The sequence below is a fragment of the Algihabitans albus genome (assembly GCF_003572205.1).
Classification (GTDB): Bacteria; Pseudomonadota; Alphaproteobacteria; order Kiloniellales; family DSM-21159; genus Algihabitans; species Algihabitans albus.
The window spans coordinates 126,951-144,830 of record NZ_QXNY01000011.1; the positions used below are offsets into that span (position 1 = coordinate 126,951).

A 17,880-nucleotide genomic window follows, 5' to 3' on the forward strand; every position below is an offset into this window, starting at 1 on the left:
ATTCAAACGGACGGAGAGGCTTGTATGCCGCAAACTTGGATCGGCCGCGCCGGCATGGCGCTTTCGGTAGTGCTTTTGCTTGCGGCGATGGGTATGGCCGGCTGGTGGTACAGCTCTCAGCCCGGCGATCGCCTGCAAGCGGTCGACACGGGCGGCCAAGTGCCGATCGGCGGGCCCTTCCAACTGGTCGACCAGGACGGTCAGACCGTGACCGAAGCGGACTTCTCCGACCGTTACATGCTGATCTATTTCGGATTCACTTACTGTCCGGACGTCTGCCCCGCAGCCCTCTGGGAGATGACGCAGGCGCTGGACATGTTGGAGGAAGCCGATCCGGACAAGGCCGAGAAGGTCGTGCCGATCTTCATCACCGTCGACCCGGAACGCGATGACGTCGCCGCAATGAAGAGCTACGTCAGTCACTTCCACCCCCGCATGCTCGGTCTCACAGGCACGACCGAACAGGTCGCCCAAGCGGCGCGCGAATACCGCGCCTACTACAAGCGTGTCGACGACGCCTCCGCTTCCACCTACCTGATGGATCACTCGAGCTTTATCTACTTCATGAATCCCGCGGGCGACTTCGTGACCTCTTTCACCCACCAGACGCCGCCGGAGGAGATGTTCTCCGAGCTCGAAAAACTGGTGAAGGGCTGAGGGACCCGGCAGCGCGCCCCGCGCCTAAAGCGATCCGGCTCTAGCGCGCGAAGATCTGATCAGGATCCTGGAACGCCTTGAATTCCAGCGCATTACCGCTCGGGTCGAGGAAAAACATCGTGGCTTGCTCGCCGGTTTCGCCCTTGAAGCGAACATGTGGCGTGACGATGAAGACGGTGCCGGCAGCCTCCAAACGGGCGGCCAGCGCCTGCCACGCGCTCCACTCCAGAATGGCGCCGAAGTGGCGCACGGGCACCTGATCGCCGTCCACCTCGTTGGTCTGGGCCCGCGTCACCTCTTCCGGCTTCAAATGGGCGGAGATCTGGTGACCGAAGAAGTCGAAGTCGATCCAGCGTTCCGCCTCGCGCCCGACATCGCAGCCCAAGAGCTCCACGTAGAAGCGCCGCGTCGCCTCCAGGTCGGCCACGGGAAAGGCCAGGTGGAACGGCGGCATCTCCTTGGCCGCGGTGGCTGCGGTGACAGCGGCGTCGGGCATGGTGCAAAGACTCCTATGGTAGGTGGCGGCCGTAACCGGCTCTCGGTTTCGATGATAGGCTCGAGGCTGGCGCAGGACCAGATCGGCGGCCGCAAATCTGTCGTGATCAAACGTCAGCCAGACGTCGTCCGCTCTCGCTGTCGAAGAGATGCAGGGTCTCCTCGGCTGCACGCAACGGCAGGCGGTCGCCCTCCGCAACGCGGGCCACACCCGGCAGCCGCAACGTCAGGATCTCTTTCACCGCATCGCTCGGCGGTCCGTCGCCCGGCACCAGATGGCCATGCGCCAGGATGTCGGCACCGAGAGTTTCGACCACGCGCACCAGCAGGTGCATTTCCGCCGCGTCCTTGGCAGCCAGTTGCAGGTGCTCCGGCCGGACGCCGACAGTCACCGGACGGCCCGCCAGATGGCCGAGTCTGAGATTGCCGGATCGCAGCCCCGTCCCCCGTTCCAGCATCAGCCCCCTGCCGGCATCGTCGACCTGGCCGGTCAGGAAATTCATCGCCGGCGAACCGATGAAGCCGGCCACGAAGCGGCTGGCCGGTCTGTCGTAGATCGCCATCGGCGTATCGATCTGCTCGGCCACGCCGGCGTTCATCACGATCAGCCGGTCGGCCAGGGTCATGGCTTCGACCTGGTCGTGCGTGACGTAGAGCGACGTGGTCCCGAGGCTGCGCTGGAGCTGCTTGATCTCCAGGCGCATCTGCACCCGCAGCTTGGCGTCCAGGTTCGACAGCGGTTCGTCGAAGAGGAAGGTCCCCGGGTCGCGCACGATGGCGCGCCCCATGGCCACGCGCTGACGCTGGCCGCCCGAAAGCTGGCGCGGCTTGCGCTGCAGAAGCTGGGCCAATTCCAGCATCTTGGCCGCACGCTGCACGCGCTCCTCGATCTGAGTTTTATCGAGCTTGGCGATCTTCAGGCCGTAAGCCATGTTGTCGTAGACGCTCATGTGCGGATAGAGCGCGTAGTTCTGGAACACCATGGCGATGTTCCGGTCCTTCGGCTCCAGATCGTTGACCACCCTGCCGCCGATGGAAATCTCGCCTTCGCTGATCGCCTCAAGGCCAGCCACCATGCGCAGCAACGTGGACTTGCCGCAGCCGGAGGGTCCGACGATGACGATGAACTCGCCGTCGGCGATCTGCATGTCGATGCCGTGAATCACCTGCGTGCCGCCGTAACGCTTCTTGACTTGGGAAAAGCCGATCTCGGCCATCTGCAAAAAATCCCCGATTGAGTCTTCGACTCGCTTTATTTCTCGGTCTCGACCAGGCCTTTGACGAAGAGCCGCTGCATGGCGATCACCACGAAGACCGGCGGCACCATGGCCAGCATCGTAGTCGCCATGATCAGGGGCCACTGCGGTTCGGCATCGGCCACGGTGACCATCCTCTGGATCCCCATGACGATAGTGTAGAAAGACTCGTCGGTCGTGATCAGCAGCGGCCAGAGATATTGGTTCCAACCGTAGATGAAGAGGATGACGAAGAGCGCGGCGATATTGGTGCGGCTGAGCGGCAGCAACACATCCTTGAAGAAGCGGAAAGGTCCGGCCCCGTCGATGCGCGCGGCCTCGACCAGTTCGTCAGGTACGGTCAGGAAGAACTGGCGGAACAGGAAGGTCGCGGTCGCCGAGGCGATCAGCGGAACCGACAGGCCAGCGTAGGAGTTCAGCAGGCCGAGGTCGGCCACGACCTCGAAGGTCGGCAGGATGCGCACCTCGACCGGCAGCATCAGTGTGACGAAGATCGTCCAGAAGCAAAGCATCCGGAAGGGAAAGCGGAAGTAGACGACGGCATAGGCGCTCAACAGCGAGATGGCGATCTTGCCGATCGCGATCGCCAGCGCCATCACCAGGCTGTTCCACATCATCAGACTGACCGGCACGGCACCGGAGGCCTGATGCCCGCTGCCAAGCGCCTGGGCGTAGTTTTCGAATAGATATCCGCCAGGCAGGAGCGGGGTCACGCCGCTGACCAGATCGCTGGCGTGATGGGTTGAAGCGACGAAGGCGATCCAGATGGGGAAGGCGACGATGAGGATCCCCAACAGCAGCACGCCGTGGGACAGCCAGATCAGCCAGGGGCGGTTTTCGATCATGGCCTGCCGTCCCGTACCCCTAGTACTGCACACGCCGCTCGACATAGCGGAACTGGACGACCGTCAAGGCGATCACGATGAACATCAGGACGACGGACTGCGCTGCCGAGCTGCCCAGATTGAGGCCGATGAAGCCATCGCTGAAGACCTTGTAGACAAGGATTGTCGTGGCCTGGCCGGGTCCGCCGCTGGTCGTGGCGTGGATCACGCCGAAGGTATCGAAGAAGGCATAGACGACGTTCACCACCAGCAGGAAGAAGGTGGTCGGGCTCAAGAGCGGGAAGACGATCGTCCAGAAACGCCGGGCCGGACCGGCGCCGTCGATCGCCGCCGCCTCGATCAGCGACTTCGGAATCGCCTGTAGCCCGGCAAGGAAGAACAGAAAGTTGTAGGAGATCTGCTTCCAGGCCGAGGCAATGATGACCAAGGTGAGGGCATCGCCGCCGTCGAGCGCATGGTTCCAGTCGTAGCCGAGGATCGCCAGGCCGTAGGTCAGAATGCCGATGGTGGGATTGAAGATGAACCACCAGAGCACGCCGGCTACGGCCGGCGCGACGGCATAGGGCCAGATCAGCAGCGTCTTGTAACCGGTCGCTCCCTTGATGACGCGGTCCGCCATGACCGCCAGCAGCAGCGCCAGTCCCATCGATAGCGCCGTGACCGCCAGGCTGAAGACGATCGTGACCTGGAAGCTGTCGAGATAGAGCGGATCGCGGAACAGTCGGGCGAAGTTCTCCAGGCCTACGAAGCTGGTGCGCAGGCCGAAGGGGTCCTGGCGAAGCACCGACTGGTAGAGAGCCTGACTCGCCGGCCAGATGAAGAAAACCAGAGTGATCGCCAACTGCGGCAAGAGCAGAAGATAGGGTAACCAAGCGTGGCGGAAGACGACGCGCTTTTCCATGGGGGCAAGGAAAGACCTGAAAGCGGAAAAGGACCTAAGAAACGAGGTCGGGCCGCCCGCCGGCAGAGACCCGGCAGACGGCCCGAACCTTCGGAGGTTCGTATGCCTTAGCTGTTGTCGGCCTCGAATTGGCGCAGCAGCTCGTTGCCACGCCGGACGGCGGTATCCAGGCCCTCCTGAGCGGTGACGTCACCGGCCCAGATGCGCTCCAGCTCCTCGTTGATGATGTCGCGGATTTGGACGAAGCTGCCCAGACGCAGACCCTTGGAATTCTGCGTCGGATCGTTCAGCGTCATCTGCTCGATCGAGGTATCGGTCCCGGGGTTCTCTTCGTAGAAGCCCTGCTCGCGGCTCAGCTCCCAGGCCGAATTGGTGATCGGCAGATAACCCGTATCCTGATGCCACTGAGCCTGCACCTCGGGCTTGGCGAGGTAGTTGAAGAAGGCGGCCACGCCTTCGTACTCCTCGGCATCACGGCCGCGCAGAACCCAGAGAGTCGCCCCACCGATGATGGTGTTCTGCGGCGCCCCCGAAGCGTCCGGCCAATAGGGCAGCTTGGCAACCCCGAACTCGAACTCGGCGTTGGCGGTGACGCCGGCGTAGGCGGCCGAGCTGTTCATGTACATGGCGCATTCGCGCGTATAGAACAGCGGCGCACTGTCGGAGCGGCGACCGCCGTACTTGAAGACGCCCTCTTCGGACCAGGCCTGCATTGCCCCGATGTGGGCGACATGCAGATCGCTGTTGAAGGCCAGCTCCGTGCCCAGTCCCTCAAAACCGTTGGACTCGGTTGCGAAGGGCACGTTGTGCCAGGCGCCGAAGTTCTCGAGCTGCACCCAGGACTGCCAGCCGGTGGTGAAACCGCAGGTCGCGGCACCGGAGGAGATAATGGTGCGCGCCGCCTCCTCCAGCTCCGGCCAAGTGGTCGGCGGGCTCTCGGGATCCAGGCCGGCAGCCTCGAAGACTTCCTTGTTGTAGTACATCACCGGGGTGGAGCTGTTGAACGGCATCGACAGCATGTCGCCGTCCGGCGTCGTGTAGTAACCCACCACCGAATCGAGATAGTCGTCCGGATTCCAATCGACACCGGCATCGGCCATCAGCTCGTAGACCGGATAGATCGCGCCCTCGGCCGCCATCATGGTCGCAGTACCGACCTCGAAGACCTGGACGATGTGCGGCTGCTCGCCAGCGCGGAAGGCGGCAATGGCCGCGGTCATGGTCTCGGTGTAGTTGCCCCGATAGACCGCCGTGACCTTGAACTCGGACTGGCTGGCGTTGAAGCCTTCGGCGATCGCGTTGGTCTTCTCGCCCAGCGCGCCGCCCATGGCGTGCCACCACTGCACTTCGGTCTGCGCCTGCGCCACGCCGGCGCCGGCCAGCAGCGCTACGGCGGCAGCGCCTGCCAACAGCTTCGAGTGATGCGACATCGTTATGAAACCTCCCGGTGGGTCGTTGTGCGGAACGCACGAAAGAACCGTACCGCCTCCCTGGTGCCGCACGGTTGCGCCGGCTTTTAGCCAGCCATCGCGTCCCAAGGATTTCAGAATTTTTACATTTGTATTGCGCTCGAGACATCCCCAAGGGCTCTGCTGAATTCCGGCGCTGCGCCAACGCGATGGCGCTCAGTGTGCAAAATCCGGATAGCCCCATGACCGGCTCTGGCCCACTTTGAGAGCGAACTAGCTAAAGTGGAGCACGAACAATGGATCAGCAGCTGACACCCCGGCCGGACAGCATGGACTTCAAAGAGTCGACGCCTGCGCCTCCGAACGATACCGCACTGGCCAAAACTCGCCGTGCGCGGCTGACTCCGACACAGCTTCAGGCGGTCGAGCGTGTCTGCCATCTGATCGACGCCGAGAGCGACGGCGACGGGCCGCGTCAGACGCTGGCCAGTCTGGCCGAAGCGGTCGGCTTGAGTCCTTGGCATCTGCAGCGGCTGTTCAAGAAGGCCTTGGGCGTCAGCCCGCGCGACTACGCCGCCGCGCGCCGCGCCGAACGCTTCCGGGCCGAGCTGCGCGACCATGGCCGTGTGGCCGAGGCCACCTACGGCGCCGGCTACGGGTCCTCCAGCCGAGTCTACGAGAACGCCGACCGCACGCTCGGCATGACCCCGGCGACTTATGCCAAGGGGGGCGCCGGCGCGCGTATCGTCTACTCGCTCGCGGACTCGCCGCTCGGCCGGCTGCTTGCCGCCGCCACCGAGAGGGGCCTCTGCTTTCTCGCGCTCGGCGACGACGACACAACCCTGGAGGCCGAGTTGCGGGCGGAATTCCCGACCGCCGACTCGATCGAACGCGACGATCCGGCGATCCAGGATTCCCTTGAGGTCTTGATGGCATATCTGGCCGGCGCGACGCCGCACCTCGACCTGCCGCTCGACGTCCGCGCGACCGCCTTCCAGCGTCGCGTCTGGAGCGAGTTGATCGCCATTCCCTATGGCGAAACCCGCACCTACCGCGAGATCGCCGAACTGTTGGGCCGGCCGAACGCTTGGCGCGCCGTCGGTCGAGCCTGCGCCATCAATCCGGTGAGCCTGGTGATTCCCTGTCATCGCGCTCTGCGTGAAGACGGCAACCTGGCCGGTTACCGCTGGGGCGTCACGCGAAAGGCGGAGCTGCTGACCCGCGAGGCTCAGGGCGAGTCCATTTAGGACGCTGGAGACTGGACCGTCGCGTCTTGCCGTGAGAATGAGGCCGCAGCCCGGGTCGCGACGACCCGGGTGTGGATCACGTCATGGCAAGGAGTCATCTGTTTATGCGACCCGTAATCATCGGCGGTCTCGTAGCCGCCGCCGTCATAGCCGCTTTCGTCGTTGGCCTGCTGGTCGCCGAAGAGGACAAAGGCCCGCTCGAACGCGCCGGTGAGCGCATCGACGAAGCAGTCGAGGGTGCGGCCGAAGAACTGGAAAGGGGCGCGGAGGGGCTACAGCGCCAGTAGGCGATACTCCGTCGCGCAGTCACCCGATGTGAGGGAGCAGGCCGAGCACACCGATCAGGACGAGGTAGATGCCGATCACGTAGTTCAGAATGCGCGGGAAGAGCAGCACGGTCACGCCGGCCGCGAGTGCGATGAGGGGCTGGAGGAGTTGCATGGAGATGTACATGCGCGTCGAAGTCCTTTCATTGTTCAGGTCTGGAACCAAGGGAATCGCGCCGTCATGACCGCTGTCGCGAGTCGGCCGCAAGCTCTGGACTGGAGACGGATCGACTGGAACGAGGTGGAAACGGAGCTGAACGCTTGGGGCGCTGCCCGGCTTCCAGGCTTGCTCGACCCGGGGTCCTGCGCCGAAATCGCGGCTCTTTACGACCAGCCGGAGCGATTTCGCAGCCGTGTCGTCATGCGCCGTCACGGCTTCGGCGAAGGGGAGTACCAGTACTTCGCCTATCCGCTGCCGGCTACCATCGCCGCGCTGCGGACCGCCGCCTATCCGCCGCTGGCCCACATCGCCAATCGTTGGCGTGCCCGGCTCGGCGAGGCGGCGCTGCCTGAGACGCTCGACGCCTATCTGGCCGACTGCCACGCCGCCGGGCAGACTCGTCCCACGCCGCTCCTGCTCAAGTACCAATCCGGCGACTACAATCGCCTGCACCAGGACCTCTACGGCGCTCTGCATTTTCCCTTGCAGATGGCCATCCTGCTCAGCCGACCGGGTCCGGAGGCCGAAGGCGGCGACTTCGAGGGCGGCAGCTTCCTGCTGACCGAGCAGCGTCCGCGCAGCCAGTCCCGCGCCGAGGTGGTGCCCTTGGCCCAAGGCGATGCGGTGATCTTCCCGGTCCGCGACCGCCCCGCCGAAGGTCAGCGCGGCCCCTACCGCCTGACCCTGCGCCACGGCGTCAGCCGCCTGACACGCGGCCAGCGCCTGACCCTCGGGGTGATCTTCCACGACGCGACATGAAAAAGGTCGCTACCCCGTCGCCTCGCGGCGTTCGGCTACCGTCTTGGGGAGCAGCAGCCAGTAGCGGCCGCGTTCGGCCATGCGGCCGGCCTCGTCGAGAGCCGCCTCGCCGGTACCCCAATAGAAATCCCCTCGCACGGCGCCGACGATGGCGCTGCCGGTGTCCTGAGCGACCATCAGGCGGCGCAACGGCGTCTCGTCCGGACCGGGGCGGGTGGTGGCCAGCCAGATCGGCGCGCCGAGCGGCAGCAGCCTGGGATCGATCGCCAGCGAGCGCTGCGGCGTTAACGGCACGCCAAGCGCCCCGATCGGCCCTTCCCCCTCGATTCGCCTGAAAAAGATGTAGCGCGGGTTCTCGCGCATGATTTCAGTCGCAGACGCCGGGTTGGCTTTCAGCCAAGCGCGCATATCCTGCATCGAGCCCTTGCCGGGCTCCACCAGCCCGCGGTCCAACATGACCCGGCCGAACCCGACGAAGGGCTGGCCGTTGGAGCCGGCAAAGCCGATGCGCAGCGTTTCCCCATTCGGCAGCGTGGCAAGGCCGGAGCCTTGGATTTGCAGAATATGCAAGTCGACGGGATCTTTCGCCCAGAGCAGCGGCTCTGCCAGGCCATCCAGCCGGCCGGTCTCGATCGCGGTACGGTCGTGGTAGGGCACCAGGCTGCCGCCCTCGACCCGGCCGACCAGACGCTCGGGCGGCAGATCGGCCCGAAAGTCCCGCAGCCGCACGGTCACCAGGTCTTCGGGCAAGGCCAAGATCGGGTAGTCATAGCCGTCACCGGGGCTTTCGCTGGCAGCCAGTTCCGCTTCGTAGTAGCCGGTGAAGAGGCCTTCGTCGGGCGTATCGTCGCCCGGCTCGCTGACGGCAAAGGGACGGAACCAGTCCTGGAAGAAACCTGGGGCGTAGTCGGCATCGACCAGCGCCAAGGCTTCGCAGGGCCCTCGCCAGTCCGCCACTGTGCCGGCCAGGCCGTCGGGACCGACCGACAGAGTGTCGTCACGTCTGAGAAGCCGGTCGCAAGAGCGCCGCAAAGGCGGCAGAGCCTCCGCATGGGAGTCCTCGGTCCAGCCCGGCAGATCCGCAAAATCGACAGGCTCGAAGAGGATCGGCGGTGCTCCGGCCAAATCCTCGCCGGGTGCTTCGACGGGGGACTCGCTTGGCGCCTCCACCCGCTCGCCCACGTCTTCGTCGCTACAGCCGCTTAGAGCCAACGCGAGCGCCGCACCGCTCAGAAGCAGGGCGATCGAACGGGCGAGCGGCATAGAGACGTTAACCCTCGTGACGTAACGCTGGATCGGTCGACTCGGCCGACAGACGCCGGCGAATCACCATGGCTGAGTTACGGATAACTCAGTTCGGCGCGGCAGTGGCCACCAAATTCCAGTTCGGATCTCGGCTGCGGGTGTTGCGCGCGAAGGTCCAGATGTCAGTGATCGTGTCGACTTCGCTGGGGTCGCCGTCGACCACTCGACCTTCGTCATCGTAGGTCACGTTAACCTGCTCGGACACGAACTTGACCGTGACAAACGCCGTCGTGCCTCGCAGGTCGGCGTCGATGATATCGGCCGACTTGATGCCCACCAGCGTCGTCTCCAGCCGCTCGTCGGCCTGTTGCCGCTGCTCGACGGCGCCGGCGAAATCGCCATAGACATCATCGGCCAACAACGGTCGCAAGATCTGAACGTCGCCCTGCGCGAAGGCTCCGACCACCATCTCGAAAGCCCCGCGCGCGCCTTCCAGGAACTGATCGGGATCGAAATCGCGGTCCGCGAGCTTGATTTGCGTCAGACCGCCGCCGCCAGGTCGCTCGGCGAAGTCCGCCGGGACCTCTTCTGCTGGGGTCCCGGGCCGACCGTCCGGCAGCTGAACCACCTTTTCCTCCTCACCGCCCTCCTTGCCGGCACGGGCTTGCTCTTCCCGCTGGCGGCGCAGTTGCTCCTGATGAAAAGGATCGTACTCGCGTCCGCCCTGGTGCCCGGTCCGTTTACCGAGCACGCTGCGCAAGCGCAGCACCAAGAAAGCGGCGATCGCGCCGAGGATGATGATGTCGAGGAGACCTGTGCCCATAAGGGTCGTCCGTGCGTCTCGAGGGGTCGGATTTGGCGGACAGTGTGTATTTTTCAGACGGAGCGGTTGCGCCCCACCACGAACCTCCACCTGAGCTTTTGGAACGACTTCCGCGTCGCATGGCGAAACGGAGGCCTTGCCTGGCAGCAGCCTCGCTCCCACTACATAGGAGAGCCTAGAAGAAAGGGCAAGAATGGGTCTGCTTCTGTTGGCGGCCTTCATCGCCGTCCCATTGATCGAAATCGCCGTTTTCATTCAGGTCGGCGGCCTGATCGGCCTCTGGCCGACCCTCGCCGTCGTTGTGATAACGGCGGTCGTCGGCACCTGGCTGCTGCGTTTGCAGGGAATCGCTACCCTGAATCGGGCGCGTCAGCAGATAAATCGGGGGGCGATGCCGACACATGAACTGTTCGACGGCCTTTGTCTGGTCTTCGCCGGGGCGCTGCTGCTGACTCCCGGTTTCGTTACGGACGCCGTCGGCCTGGCGCTGTTTGTCCCGGCTGTCCGCACTGCTCTGCGCGGAATTGCTGCTCGTTACGTGAAGACGCACGGGACGGCAGGTGTTTACGTCAATCCCGACCTCGCGGCGGGCGGCCCGTACGACCCGGCGCGGCAAGCGCAGCCCGATCCGCATCGCGACGCGGGCGTCAAGCCGCCCCCGCGCCCAGGCCGAGGCTGGGGGCCCTCACCCAACGGCGGGACGACCATCGACGGCGATTTCCGCGACCTGACCGACGGCCAGCAAGAGACCGGCCCCGAAACCTCAAAGCGCCCTGATCCCGACCGCAACTCAGACGACGACCCATCCAGAGAACCGAATGGCCCCAGTGGATCGAATGGCGCGGCGGGCCCTGGGCCGAACGACGGGCAACGATGATCCTACGGGCGGCCTTCGCGTTAGGCGACAGGGCCGCTTGTTCCCGCGCCGTCGCCGTGTTAGCTCGGCGGCCGAAGTATGTCCCCGTGCCTCTTTGAGGCAAAGATCGTGCAATTTTTGAAACTTCCAGACCAGATCTGCGAGGGCGCCGCTTCCGACCGCCCGGAGCCATGCGAGAGAGACCCGAGACCATGAGCGACAGCGAGACCGGACCGCAGCCGAGCCAACAGCCCGACGGACAGAGCGGCGGCCTACAAGACAGCCTGTTGACCGTGCATACCCAGTATGTGCGCGACCTCTCCTTCGAAAACCCCAGCGCCCCTCAGATCTATGCACAGATGAAGACCAGCCCGAAGGTCGACCTCCGCATCGAGATGCCGATACGGGCGATGCAGGAGAGGCTCTATGAACTGGGACTGAAGCTGACCTTGAACGCGACGCTCGAGGCGCAGACCTGCTTCATCATCGAGTTGGACTATGCCGGACTGATGACGGTCGGCAACCACGTTCCGCAGGAAGAGATCGAAGCCGTCCTGGCCATCGACGGCGCGCGCCTCCTCTTTCCCTTCGCGCGGCGTGTAATCTCGGACGTCGTTCGAGATGGCGGCTTCCCGCCGGTGATGATCGGCGGTCTCGATTTCGCGAAACTCTATCAACAGCGTCGAGTCCAGCAGGTCGACACTGGGACCGGCGCTCCGGCTCAGCCGAGTACCACCCCCCCGGCCGACGGTCAGGCGGGCGCTTGAGACAAGACAGGTTTCACGGCGACCGCTCGGACAGGCGCCGTTGCGCCACCTCCGCCAGCACAGGCTGACCGGCGGCCGAGAAGGCCCCGATCGCAGACCTGTATGCGGCCGCGGCACGGCGATGCCGACCGAGCAGAGTCAGAACTTCTCCGCGATGCAGTTCGACATGGCCGAGCAAGTCCTGTCTCGAGCCGGCCGCCGAGCGCAACCGCCGGCCCGCAAGAACGTAGAGTTCGAGTGCCGCTTCCGCGGCACCCGGTGCGCCATCCAACTGCGCCAGGGTACGCTGAGCGTCCGCCAACATGGTCTCGGCTTCGGCGCGGCGCAGCGGACCGGCGTCTGCCGGTAAATTCGCCAGGGTCGCCGCCCGCTCCGCTACCATTCGAGTCAGCGCGGCCGGATCCGGGTCTTCGGAACTTCGCTCGGGCGCCCGAGCGATGAGAAGGCCGAGAGCGGCCAGACTCAGGACTGCGATCAAGCCGGTTCGGCGGAACCAAGTATGCAGTAGGCGCGTCATATCACCGAGATGGCGCTACGCGAACCTCTCGACCAGTGAGGCAAGCAATCCGGAGACGTCCGGCCTTTGGCTCCAGGCCTGGAGTCCGTCATCCCGACAGCCTGCGAAGGAAGGCGGCGGCAATGCACGATGTTTCGAGCCAGAAAGACCTGTCCCCTTGGCATTGGCCGGCCGCTTTGGCGGCTGCAAGCGCGCCGGAGCAAGGCCGGTTGTCGACGCTGCTGCTGAAGCATGGCAGCAAGACTCTGCGCTGGTACGCTCCCGAAGGGTGCGATGACCAGACGCCCCACGACCAGGACGAGATCTACTTGATCGCCAGCAGCCGGTTTCAGCGCGGTAGCAAGCGCATAACCTTCGAGCCCGGTGATGTGCTGTTCGTTCCGGCCGGCCTGGACCACCGCTTCGTCGAATTCACCGAAGATTTCGCGACTTGGGTGGTCTTCTACGGTCTGGAAAGCGGCGAGATGGACGCGGCGGAGATTTAACGGCGCGTCCGAGCCGGAGCTTCAGGAGGGAGCTTCGAACTGCTCCACGTCCACCTCTCCGTTCGGATCGGCCTCGACCTGCTCGGCCACCAGCTCGAAGGTTCGGGCGTTTTGATCCATCTCGGCCTTGAGCTGGGCATTCTGTTTGCCGACGTTGCGGAAAAACTCGGCGGCGCCGCGCATCAAATGCGCAGCAAGTTGTGCGTGAGTGGCCATACGGCACCTCCCGTGAAAGGGCCGGCCGTGAGAGACCGGACGAAAAGTTGTTGGAAGACGTGAGACGCTAGCATGCACCTAACGGTGTCGTCACCCCCCCCGGAGCCCGGATTCCCTGCCCTAGCATCCAGCGGTGCAGAGCCTAAAGACATCCGAACCGGCCAGCGCCCGACTACATGAGCGCCAGCGGAAAAGGGCTAACGCCGAAGAAGTAGGTGTGGCCGCCGAGAAAGACGGCGTAGAGCACGAGACCCAGCAGCGGACGCCACCAGCCGAAGCCGGACCAATCCATCTCGGTCCGCCGCGACAGCAGGGCGGCGAAGGGAATGGCCGAACTACGCAGCTTGATCGGTCCCCAGGCAGCACCGAGAGTGGCTTCGCGCCTGGCATCGATGTGCTGCATGCCCCCCAAAGTCAGCACCAGGAAACCGCCCATCAGGATGACGCTGGCGGCATCGCCGTTGACCATGAGGTGAGAGGCGGCCCAGATCGCCACGCCCCAGAGCGCCGGGTGACGCGTCACGCGCAGGATACCGGGAATCGGAACCTGCGGCGTATCGAGAAGTGCCTCACCGCCGATTGCAGTGGGGCTGCGCGTGGTCAGCCCACAGACAACCAACACGAAAGCGATCGGCATGGCGACGAGAACGATCCAGCGTAAAGCCAGCAACTCGGGCCAAATCTCGATGTAGGGCGCGGCGCCGTAGGCGATTAGCATCCAAACCAGACTACCCCCGGCCACCAGGCTGTAGAGCCCGCGGAAACCCCCCGCCCCTAGACGGTCCGTCACCCAAGCGCGAACCGGAAGGCTCGACAGGAAGAAGTGCCCCCCAACGAAGACCACCGTGGCGGCGAGTAGCGAGTTGATCCCCTCCAGCATGAACCGCAGTCTACTTGCGTACCTGGAATTCCGTCCAGACCGGATCGTGATTCCCGAGAACTGAGGTCAAGTCGAGGAATAGGCTGAATCCATCTTAGAATCAGATATTTAGAGCTGCGCTACCCAACCCGCTCAGGAGCGAACGTCACAACTGCAGCGGGCCAATCCCAACGGCGGCATGACAGCCGATGGGCACCGTGATACCACCGGCGCCATGAGCGAGAATCATGAAAAGCTGGACCCGGTAGCCGAAACTCTGCTGACGCTGGTGACCGCGCGGGGGTCGGGTAAGTCGATCTGCCCGAGCGACGCGGCACGCGCCTTTGCCGAAACCAAGCGCAAGAAAAGCGATCCAACGGATCTCTGGCGCCGCTACTTGCCGGCCGTGCGGCAACAGGCGCTGCATCTGGCGCGGCAAGGCCGAATCGACATCCTGCGCCGCGGTGCCCGCCAGGACCCTCGCAAACCCATCAAAGGCGTGATCCGCCTGACCCTGCCCGGCTGGGCGCCCGAAGCGGCGCCCCGAAAGTCGGGCGACGATGTCGGTGCGGATGGCGAGGCCTTTGAAGGGGGCTGCGAGCCGCTGGATGACGTGACCGACGATCGCACCTCGGAGGAGGGGAAAGGCTCCTGAGCCCCCTGCTCGGACCTCTGCTGACCGACGGTGCGCCCGGCCGTCTCGACTTTCTGGGCCGACAGGTTTCCGGCAAGCAGTTGCTGGTGACCGCGGGATCTCTCGGCGGCCGTTTGGCGCAGGTCGTTCCCGCCGGCGCGAAGGTACTGCTCTTCCTGCCGAACGTGCCGGTATGGGTCCGCGTTCTGCTCGCGGTGCTCGGGGCAGGACGACAGCCCGTTCTGGTCGACCCTCGCCGGCCGCCGGAGGAGTTGGAGCCGGCGCTCGTAGAACAGCAGCCGGCCCTGATCGTCACCATCGACATCGGCACGGTGATGGATAAGCTCCTGCAACTGCAGCCTGCCGTGCCTCATGCTGAGATCCGGGTCGCTCGCTTCGCCACCGAGTTGCCGTTCCCCCGCAACCTGCTGTTCCCATTGCTTCGGGGTGGAGGTTTGGCAAACCTGCCGAACGACCCCCGCTTCGCACGTCTGGAGACCGCACCCGCGACATCACCCGATCCGGATCGGACCTGGTCGGGTCCGCTGGTCCTGCCGACCGGTGAGATCCAACAAGCCGAATTGGTCGCGGATAGCAGTTCGCTGAGAGCGCAGGCCGGTTTGGAGGAGCGCTGGCTGCTAGCTACCCCCTTGGCCAGTCGCACTGGACTGACGGCCCTTTTCGCTGCACTTCAGGCAGGGCCGACTCTCGTGATGACCCCACGTCTCGATCGGCAGAGTCTCGAGAAAATCGAGCGTCTCGGCCGAATCGACCGGCGGCTCGACTGAGTCCGTGAAGCGGTGAGCCGGAGCGGTCGAGCCCGCCCGCGGTCTCGCTCTATGCGGCTTTCACACCCTCCAGAAAGCCATCGACCTCGCAGCGCAAACTCTCGGTCTGGCGGGTCAACTCCTCCACCGCCGAGAGCACCTGGCCGGCGGCCCGGCTGGTTTCGTCGGCGCCTTCGTTGACGCCTGCCAAGGTTCGGGTCACCTCACCGGTACCGCTTGCCGCTTCCTGCACGTTGCGCGCAATCTCGCCCGTCGCCGCCGTCTGCTCCTCGACCGCAGCCGAAATCGACCCGGCTATGCCGGAGAGCTGCTCCACGGTTTTCGCGATCACTTCGATCGCCTCGACGGCTCCGCCGGTGGCACCCTGGATCTCCGCGATCTGCTCACCGATCTCCTCGGTTGCCTTTGCCGTTTGGGTTGCCAGTGACTTCACCTCCGCGGCAACCACCGCGAAACCCTTTCCGGCTTCACCGGCTCGCGCCGCCTCGATCGTGGCGTTGAGCGCCAGCAGATTGGTCTGCTCGGCGATGTCGGAGATCAGACTCACCACCTCCCCGATTCTCTCGGCAGTGCTCGCCAGGCGATGAACGGTCTCCTGAGTCTCATTTGCCTGATTGACGGCTTCACGCGAACTCCTGGCCGACTGCTCGACTTGGCGTGAAATTTCCGAGATCGAGCCGCTCAACTGCTCCGCCGCCTAAGCCACGGTCTGAACGTTCGCGGAGGCCTGCGTCGAGGCTCCGGAAGCCGATGTGGCTTGCACACGTGTCTCCTCGGAAATCGAAGACATCGACTGAGCCGTCGCATTCATTTCCTCGGCCGCTTCCGAGACGCCTCGCAGCACCTGCGCTACGGCGGCATCGAAGGTTCCTGTTAGGTCCTCGACGCGCCTGGACCGTGCAATTTGCGCTTCCTGTGCCTCGGTCCGTTCGGCCGTCAGACGCTCGGCCTCTATCATCGACTCCTTGAAGACCTGCATGGCCTGTGCCATCTGACCTACTTCATCTCTTCGTCCGATTGCCGGAATCTTCGCGGTCGTATCGCCGTCGGCGAGGCGTCCCATGGCAGCCGTCATGCCTCGGATTGGGTGGGCAACGCTGCGCGTCAGCCAAAGCCCCGCAAGCAAGGCCACCAACGCGGCAAAAGCGATTGCGATAGGAACCGTGAAAAAGACGCCACGCCTCTCTGCGGCCAGTGCATCACGGCTGTCGGCCTCGACCGCTTCTGCGGCCGCAAGCATCTCGGCGGTGCGCGACTCCAGGACATCCAGCTCAGAACCGAAGAAACGGTCTGCCGCGGCACGTTCTGTCTCATAGACAGTAGAGATTTCCTGCAATGCCGCCGCCATGATTGCCAAACGCTCGGTAACGCCGGCATCAAGACCACGCAGTCCCAGCGGTTCGCTCTGTGCCTGCGCCTGCCGAATCTCCAGGCGGGCGCGATCCAAGTCGGCCTGGCGAAAGCTTTCCAGGTAGCGAGCGGCATAGTCTCGTGCGAGCAAGAGATGCATGGCGGCTTTCGAGGCTCGCGCTGCGATCTCCGCCCGGCCAGCCTGCAAAGCTCGATCGGAGAAGTCGGCAAGGCCGCGGCGCGCTTCCGTTCCCGGAGTGCGAATATGCTCGGCAACGAGCCTGTTCCGTTCCGTCCGTAGTTCGGTCAAAAGGACGAAAGAGGTTCGGAAGGCATCGATCTCCTCCGCCGTTGCCTTGACGGCATCGCCGTAACGATCTCTGCTCTGATCGACTGCGCCTAGAACCTGCGTCTGTATCTCATCGTAGAGATCGAATGCGACCTGAAGGCGCGCGCCGGAATCGCGCGCGACATACTCGCGCGCAGCACCTACGAAGTCGAAGACGGCGAGCCGAAGCTCCTCCGTCGCCATGGCTTGCTCGGCGGCCGACTCGTAGTTCCGAAAACCGGTGTCGATACGATCCAGACTCCACAGCGACTTGCCGCCGAGAAGCATGACAATCATCAAGATGCAGGTGAGAGCGGCTGCGAGTTTGAGACCAACCCGCAAATCTTGCAGCTTCGACATCGCAAGTCCCAAAATTGACCGGAAAGAGGCGACACCTCACCTCGGGGTAATTCGTTGCCCGGAGAACAGCGGGAAGACAGCAGAGGCACGACTGTCCTACAGCTGCGACACCGCTGATTCAGCGCACATTTATGATCGGAGGTTTATGTGAACCGGCAGTTAATGCGGGAAGATTTCGAGAACTAATCTACTTATGGTCAAAAAATGTGCAGAGGGCTGTACTCGGGACGCCAAGAGACGCGCCCGGAAAGCGCCGCGGTTAGACAAGGGCAACAGGTCAGACATCACTGCAAGACGGCGCGAGAGGCCTCACGTTTGATCCTGCAGATCGCGGCGGGACGTCGGGGAAAACTTACTCGGCGGCGACCTTCCGCATCACGTCCATCTGTTTCCAGATGGTTGTGAGGGCTGTTATGAGATTGTCGAGGTCCTGGTCGCTGTGGAGCGGTCCGGGTGTGATGCGTAGGCGCTCGCTGCCGCGCGGGCCGTAGAAGATCGGGAGCGGGTGGTGGAGGGAACGCGTGTAGATCTCGGTGGGCGCCGTGTCCTGCTAGAAGAGGACGGGGTCGCCCACCATCACTGGGACGACGTGGCTGG

General features: G+C 64.3%; 22 protein-coding genes. 9 read left to right on the plus strand and 13 right to left on the minus strand.

What is annotated here, in order from left to right; genetic code table 11:
- The first annotated feature begins 24 nt into the window (after positions 1 to 24).
- Entirely contained in the window at positions 25 to 657 is a 633-nt protein-coding gene (locus DBZ32_RS21790) for an SCO family protein (RefSeq protein ID WP_235830304.1), read from the plus strand.
- A 40-nt stretch (positions 658 to 697) separates the two neighbouring features.
- Here DBZ32_RS21790 and DBZ32_RS21795 read toward each other — a convergent pair whose 3' ends face one another.
- From DBZ32_RS21795 to ugpB, 5 genes are all read right to left on the minus strand, one after another.
- Positions 698 to 1,153 carry a VOC family protein gene (locus tag DBZ32_RS21795; protein ID WP_235830305.1) on the minus strand — a complete coding sequence of 152 codons (456 nt, stop codon included), beginning with the start codon at positions 1,151 to 1,153 and terminating at the stop codon, positions 698 to 700.
- Positions 1,154 to 1,259: 106 nt separating this feature from the next.
- Complete coding sequence (locus DBZ32_RS21800) at positions 1,260 to 2,369, minus strand: sn-glycerol-3-phosphate import ATP-binding protein UgpC (protein WP_119169382.1); 1,110 nt, start codon at positions 2,367 to 2,369, stop codon at positions 1,260 to 1,262.
- 35 nt (positions 2,370 to 2,404) lie between these two features.
- A complete protein-coding gene (ugpE, locus tag DBZ32_RS21805) occupies positions 2,405 to 3,253 on the minus strand; it encodes a sn-glycerol-3-phosphate ABC transporter permease UgpE (protein WP_119169383.1) in 849 nt (282 codons plus the stop codon).
- 19 nt (positions 3,254 to 3,272) lie between these two features.
- Positions 3,273 to 4,154, minus strand: coding sequence for a sn-glycerol-3-phosphate ABC transporter permease UgpA (ugpA, locus tag DBZ32_RS21810; RefSeq protein WP_119169384.1), 882 nt, complete (start codon positions 4,152 to 4,154; stop codon positions 3,273 to 3,275).
- Positions 4,155 to 4,261: 107 nt separating this feature from the next.
- Positions 4,262 to 5,584, minus strand: coding sequence for a sn-glycerol-3-phosphate ABC transporter substrate-binding protein UgpB (ugpB, locus tag DBZ32_RS21815; RefSeq protein ID WP_119169385.1), 1,323 nt, complete (start codon positions 5,582 to 5,584; stop codon positions 4,262 to 4,264).
- A 275-nt stretch (positions 5,585 to 5,859) separates the two neighbouring features.
- Between ugpB and DBZ32_RS21820 the strand changes: the two genes are divergently transcribed.
- Positions 5,860 to 6,810 (plus strand): methylated-DNA--[protein]-cysteine S-methyltransferase, encoded by a 951-nt coding sequence (locus DBZ32_RS21820; RefSeq protein ID WP_119169386.1) that lies wholly within the window; start codon positions 5,860 to 5,862, stop codon positions 6,808 to 6,810.
- Between the two features lie 104 nt (positions 6,811 to 6,914).
- Positions 6,915 to 7,097, plus strand: a complete 183-nt coding sequence (locus tag DBZ32_RS21825; RefSeq protein ID WP_119169387.1) for a hypothetical protein — start codon at positions 6,915 to 6,917, stop codon at positions 7,095 to 7,097.
- Between the two features lie 19 nt (positions 7,098 to 7,116).
- On the opposite strand, the gene DBZ32_RS21830 is transcribed toward DBZ32_RS21825, so the two are convergent.
- Positions 7,117 to 7,263 carry a DUF3096 domain-containing protein gene (locus DBZ32_RS21830; RefSeq protein ID WP_119169388.1) on the minus strand — a complete coding sequence of 49 codons (147 nt, stop codon included), beginning with the start codon at positions 7,261 to 7,263 and terminating at the stop codon, positions 7,117 to 7,119.
- Positions 7,264 to 7,317: 54 nt separating this feature from the next.
- On the opposite strand from DBZ32_RS21830, the gene DBZ32_RS21835 reads away from it, so the two are divergent.
- A complete protein-coding gene (locus DBZ32_RS21835; protein WP_119169389.1) occupies positions 7,318 to 8,055 on the plus strand; it encodes a 2OG-Fe(II) oxygenase in 738 nt (245 codons plus the stop codon).
- A gap of 9 nt (positions 8,056 to 8,064) precedes the next feature.
- Here DBZ32_RS21835 and mltA read toward each other — a convergent pair whose 3' ends face one another.
- Entirely contained in the window at positions 8,065 to 9,318 is a 1,254-nt protein-coding gene (gene mltA, locus DBZ32_RS21840) for a murein transglycosylase A (RefSeq protein WP_119169390.1), read from the minus strand.
- Between the two features lie 88 nt (positions 9,319 to 9,406).
- Positions 9,407 to 10,123: a Tim44/TimA family putative adaptor protein gene (locus DBZ32_RS21845; protein WP_119169391.1), complete on the minus strand. Its 717-nt coding sequence runs from the start codon at positions 10,121 to 10,123 to the stop codon at positions 9,407 to 9,409.
- A 208-nt stretch (positions 10,124 to 10,331) separates the two neighbouring features.
- Here DBZ32_RS21845 and DBZ32_RS22945 point away from each other — a divergent pair, with 208 nt between their 5' ends.
- Together DBZ32_RS22945 and secB are read left to right on the plus strand one after the other, a co-directional pair.
- Positions 10,332 to 11,000, plus strand: coding sequence for an FxsA family protein (locus DBZ32_RS22945; RefSeq protein WP_235830306.1), 669 nt, complete (start codon positions 10,332 to 10,334; stop codon positions 10,998 to 11,000).
- 191 nt (positions 11,001 to 11,191) lie between these two features.
- The gene (secB, locus tag DBZ32_RS21855) at positions 11,192 to 11,746 is read left to right on the plus strand and encodes a protein-export chaperone SecB (RefSeq protein ID WP_162906919.1); all 555 of its coding nucleotides are present in this window, start codon (positions 11,192 to 11,194) and stop codon (positions 11,744 to 11,746) included.
- Between the two features lie 13 nt (positions 11,747 to 11,759).
- On the opposite strand, the gene DBZ32_RS21860 is transcribed toward secB, so the two are convergent.
- Positions 11,760 to 12,263 carry a hypothetical protein gene (locus tag DBZ32_RS21860; RefSeq protein WP_119169393.1) on the minus strand — a complete coding sequence of 168 codons (504 nt, stop codon included), beginning with the start codon at positions 12,261 to 12,263 and terminating at the stop codon, positions 11,760 to 11,762.
- 122 nt (positions 12,264 to 12,385) lie between these two features.
- Here DBZ32_RS21860 and DBZ32_RS21865 point away from each other — a divergent pair, with 122 nt between their 5' ends.
- On the plus strand, positions 12,386 to 12,748 hold the full coding sequence (locus DBZ32_RS21865) for a cupin domain-containing protein (protein WP_119169394.1): 363 nt from the start codon (positions 12,386 to 12,388) through the stop codon (positions 12,746 to 12,748).
- Positions 12,749 to 12,769: 21 nt separating this feature from the next.
- Here the strand turns inward: DBZ32_RS21865 and DBZ32_RS21870 are convergent, their stop codons facing one another.
- Both DBZ32_RS21870 and DBZ32_RS21875 read right to left on the minus strand, forming a co-directional pair.
- The gene (locus DBZ32_RS21870; protein ID WP_119169395.1) at positions 12,770 to 12,964 is read right to left on the minus strand and encodes a hypothetical protein; all 195 of its coding nucleotides are present in this window, start codon (positions 12,962 to 12,964) and stop codon (positions 12,770 to 12,772) included.
- Between the two features lie 172 nt (positions 12,965 to 13,136).
- A complete protein-coding gene (locus DBZ32_RS21875; protein ID WP_119169396.1) occupies positions 13,137 to 13,844 on the minus strand; it encodes an NnrU family protein in 708 nt (235 codons plus the stop codon).
- 214 nt (positions 13,845 to 14,058) lie between these two features.
- Between DBZ32_RS21875 and DBZ32_RS21880 the strand changes: the two genes are divergently transcribed.
- Both DBZ32_RS21880 and DBZ32_RS21885 read left to right on the plus strand, forming a co-directional pair.
- Positions 14,059 to 14,478 (plus strand): DUF3253 domain-containing protein, encoded by a 420-nt coding sequence (locus DBZ32_RS21880; RefSeq protein WP_119169397.1) that lies wholly within the window; start codon positions 14,059 to 14,061, stop codon positions 14,476 to 14,478.
- 53 nt (positions 14,479 to 14,531) lie between these two features.
- Positions 14,532 to 15,245, plus strand: a complete 714-nt coding sequence (locus DBZ32_RS21885; RefSeq protein WP_268877967.1) for an AMP-binding protein — start codon at positions 14,532 to 14,534, stop codon at positions 15,243 to 15,245.
- A gap of 49 nt (positions 15,246 to 15,294) precedes the next feature.
- Here the strand turns inward: DBZ32_RS21885 and DBZ32_RS21890 are convergent, their stop codons facing one another.
- Positions 15,295 to 15,930 carry a methyl-accepting chemotaxis protein gene (locus DBZ32_RS21890; protein WP_119169399.1) on the minus strand — a complete coding sequence of 212 codons (636 nt, stop codon included), beginning with the start codon at positions 15,928 to 15,930 and terminating at the stop codon, positions 15,295 to 15,297.
- A gap of 12 nt (positions 15,931 to 15,942) precedes the next feature.
- Positions 15,943 to 17,283: a HAMP domain-containing protein gene (locus DBZ32_RS21895; RefSeq protein ID WP_119169400.1), complete on the minus strand. Its 1,341-nt coding sequence runs from the start codon at positions 17,281 to 17,283 to the stop codon at positions 15,943 to 15,945.
- Positions 17,284 to 17,880 lie beyond the last annotated feature (597 nt).

Coding starts and splice junctions, on each gene's coding strand:
- DBZ32_RS21790 (WP_235830304.1), top strand. CDS start 25: ATGCCGCAAACTTGGATCGGCCGCGCCGGCATGGCGCTTTCGGTAGTG.
- DBZ32_RS21795 (WP_235830305.1), bottom strand. CDS start 1,153: ATGCCCGACGCCGCTGTCACCGCAGCCACCGCGGCCAAGGAGATGCCG.
- DBZ32_RS21800 (WP_119169382.1), bottom strand. CDS start 2,369: ATGGCCGAGATCGGCTTTTCCCAAGTCAAGAAGCGTTACGGCGGCACG.
- ugpE (WP_119169383.1), bottom strand. CDS start 3,253: ATGATCGAAAACCGCCCCTGGCTGATCTGGCTGTCCCACGGCGTGCTG.
- ugpA (WP_119169384.1), bottom strand. CDS start 4,154: ATGGAAAAGCGCGTCGTCTTCCGCCACGCTTGGTTACCCTATCTTCTG.
- ugpB (WP_119169385.1), bottom strand. CDS start 5,584: ATGTCGCATCACTCGAAGCTGTTGGCAGGCGCTGCCGCCGTAGCGCTG.
- DBZ32_RS21820 (WP_119169386.1), top strand. CDS start 5,860: ATGGATCAGCAGCTGACACCCCGGCCGGACAGCATGGACTTCAAAGAG.
- DBZ32_RS21825 (WP_119169387.1), top strand. CDS start 6,915: ATGCGACCCGTAATCATCGGCGGTCTCGTAGCCGCCGCCGTCATAGCC.
- DBZ32_RS21830 (WP_119169388.1), bottom strand. CDS start 7,263: ATGTACATCTCCATGCAACTCCTCCAGCCCCTCATCGCACTCGCGGCC.
- DBZ32_RS21835 (WP_119169389.1), top strand. CDS start 7,318: ATGACCGCTGTCGCGAGTCGGCCGCAAGCTCTGGACTGGAGACGGATC.
- mltA (WP_119169390.1), bottom strand. CDS start 9,318: ATGCCGCTCGCCCGTTCGATCGCCCTGCTTCTGAGCGGTGCGGCGCTC.
- DBZ32_RS21845 (WP_119169391.1), bottom strand. CDS start 10,123: ATGGGCACAGGTCTCCTCGACATCATCATCCTCGGCGCGATCGCCGCT.
- secB (WP_162906919.1), top strand. CDS start 11,192: ATGAGCGACAGCGAGACCGGACCGCAGCCGAGCCAACAGCCCGACGGA.
- DBZ32_RS21860 (WP_119169393.1), bottom strand. CDS start 12,263: ATGACGCGCCTACTGCATACTTGGTTCCGCCGAACCGGCTTGATCGCA.
- DBZ32_RS21865 (WP_119169394.1), top strand. CDS start 12,386: ATGCACGATGTTTCGAGCCAGAAAGACCTGTCCCCTTGGCATTGGCCG.
- DBZ32_RS21870 (WP_119169395.1), bottom strand. CDS start 12,964: ATGGCCACTCACGCACAACTTGCTGCGCATTTGATGCGCGGCGCCGCC.
- DBZ32_RS21875 (WP_119169396.1), bottom strand. CDS start 13,844: ATGCTGGAGGGGATCAACTCGCTACTCGCCGCCACGGTGGTCTTCGTT.
- DBZ32_RS21880 (WP_119169397.1), top strand. CDS start 14,059: ATGAGCGAGAATCATGAAAAGCTGGACCCGGTAGCCGAAACTCTGCTG.
- DBZ32_RS21895 (WP_119169400.1), bottom strand. CDS start 17,283: ATGTCGAAGCTGCAAGATTTGCGGGTTGGTCTCAAACTCGCAGCCGCT.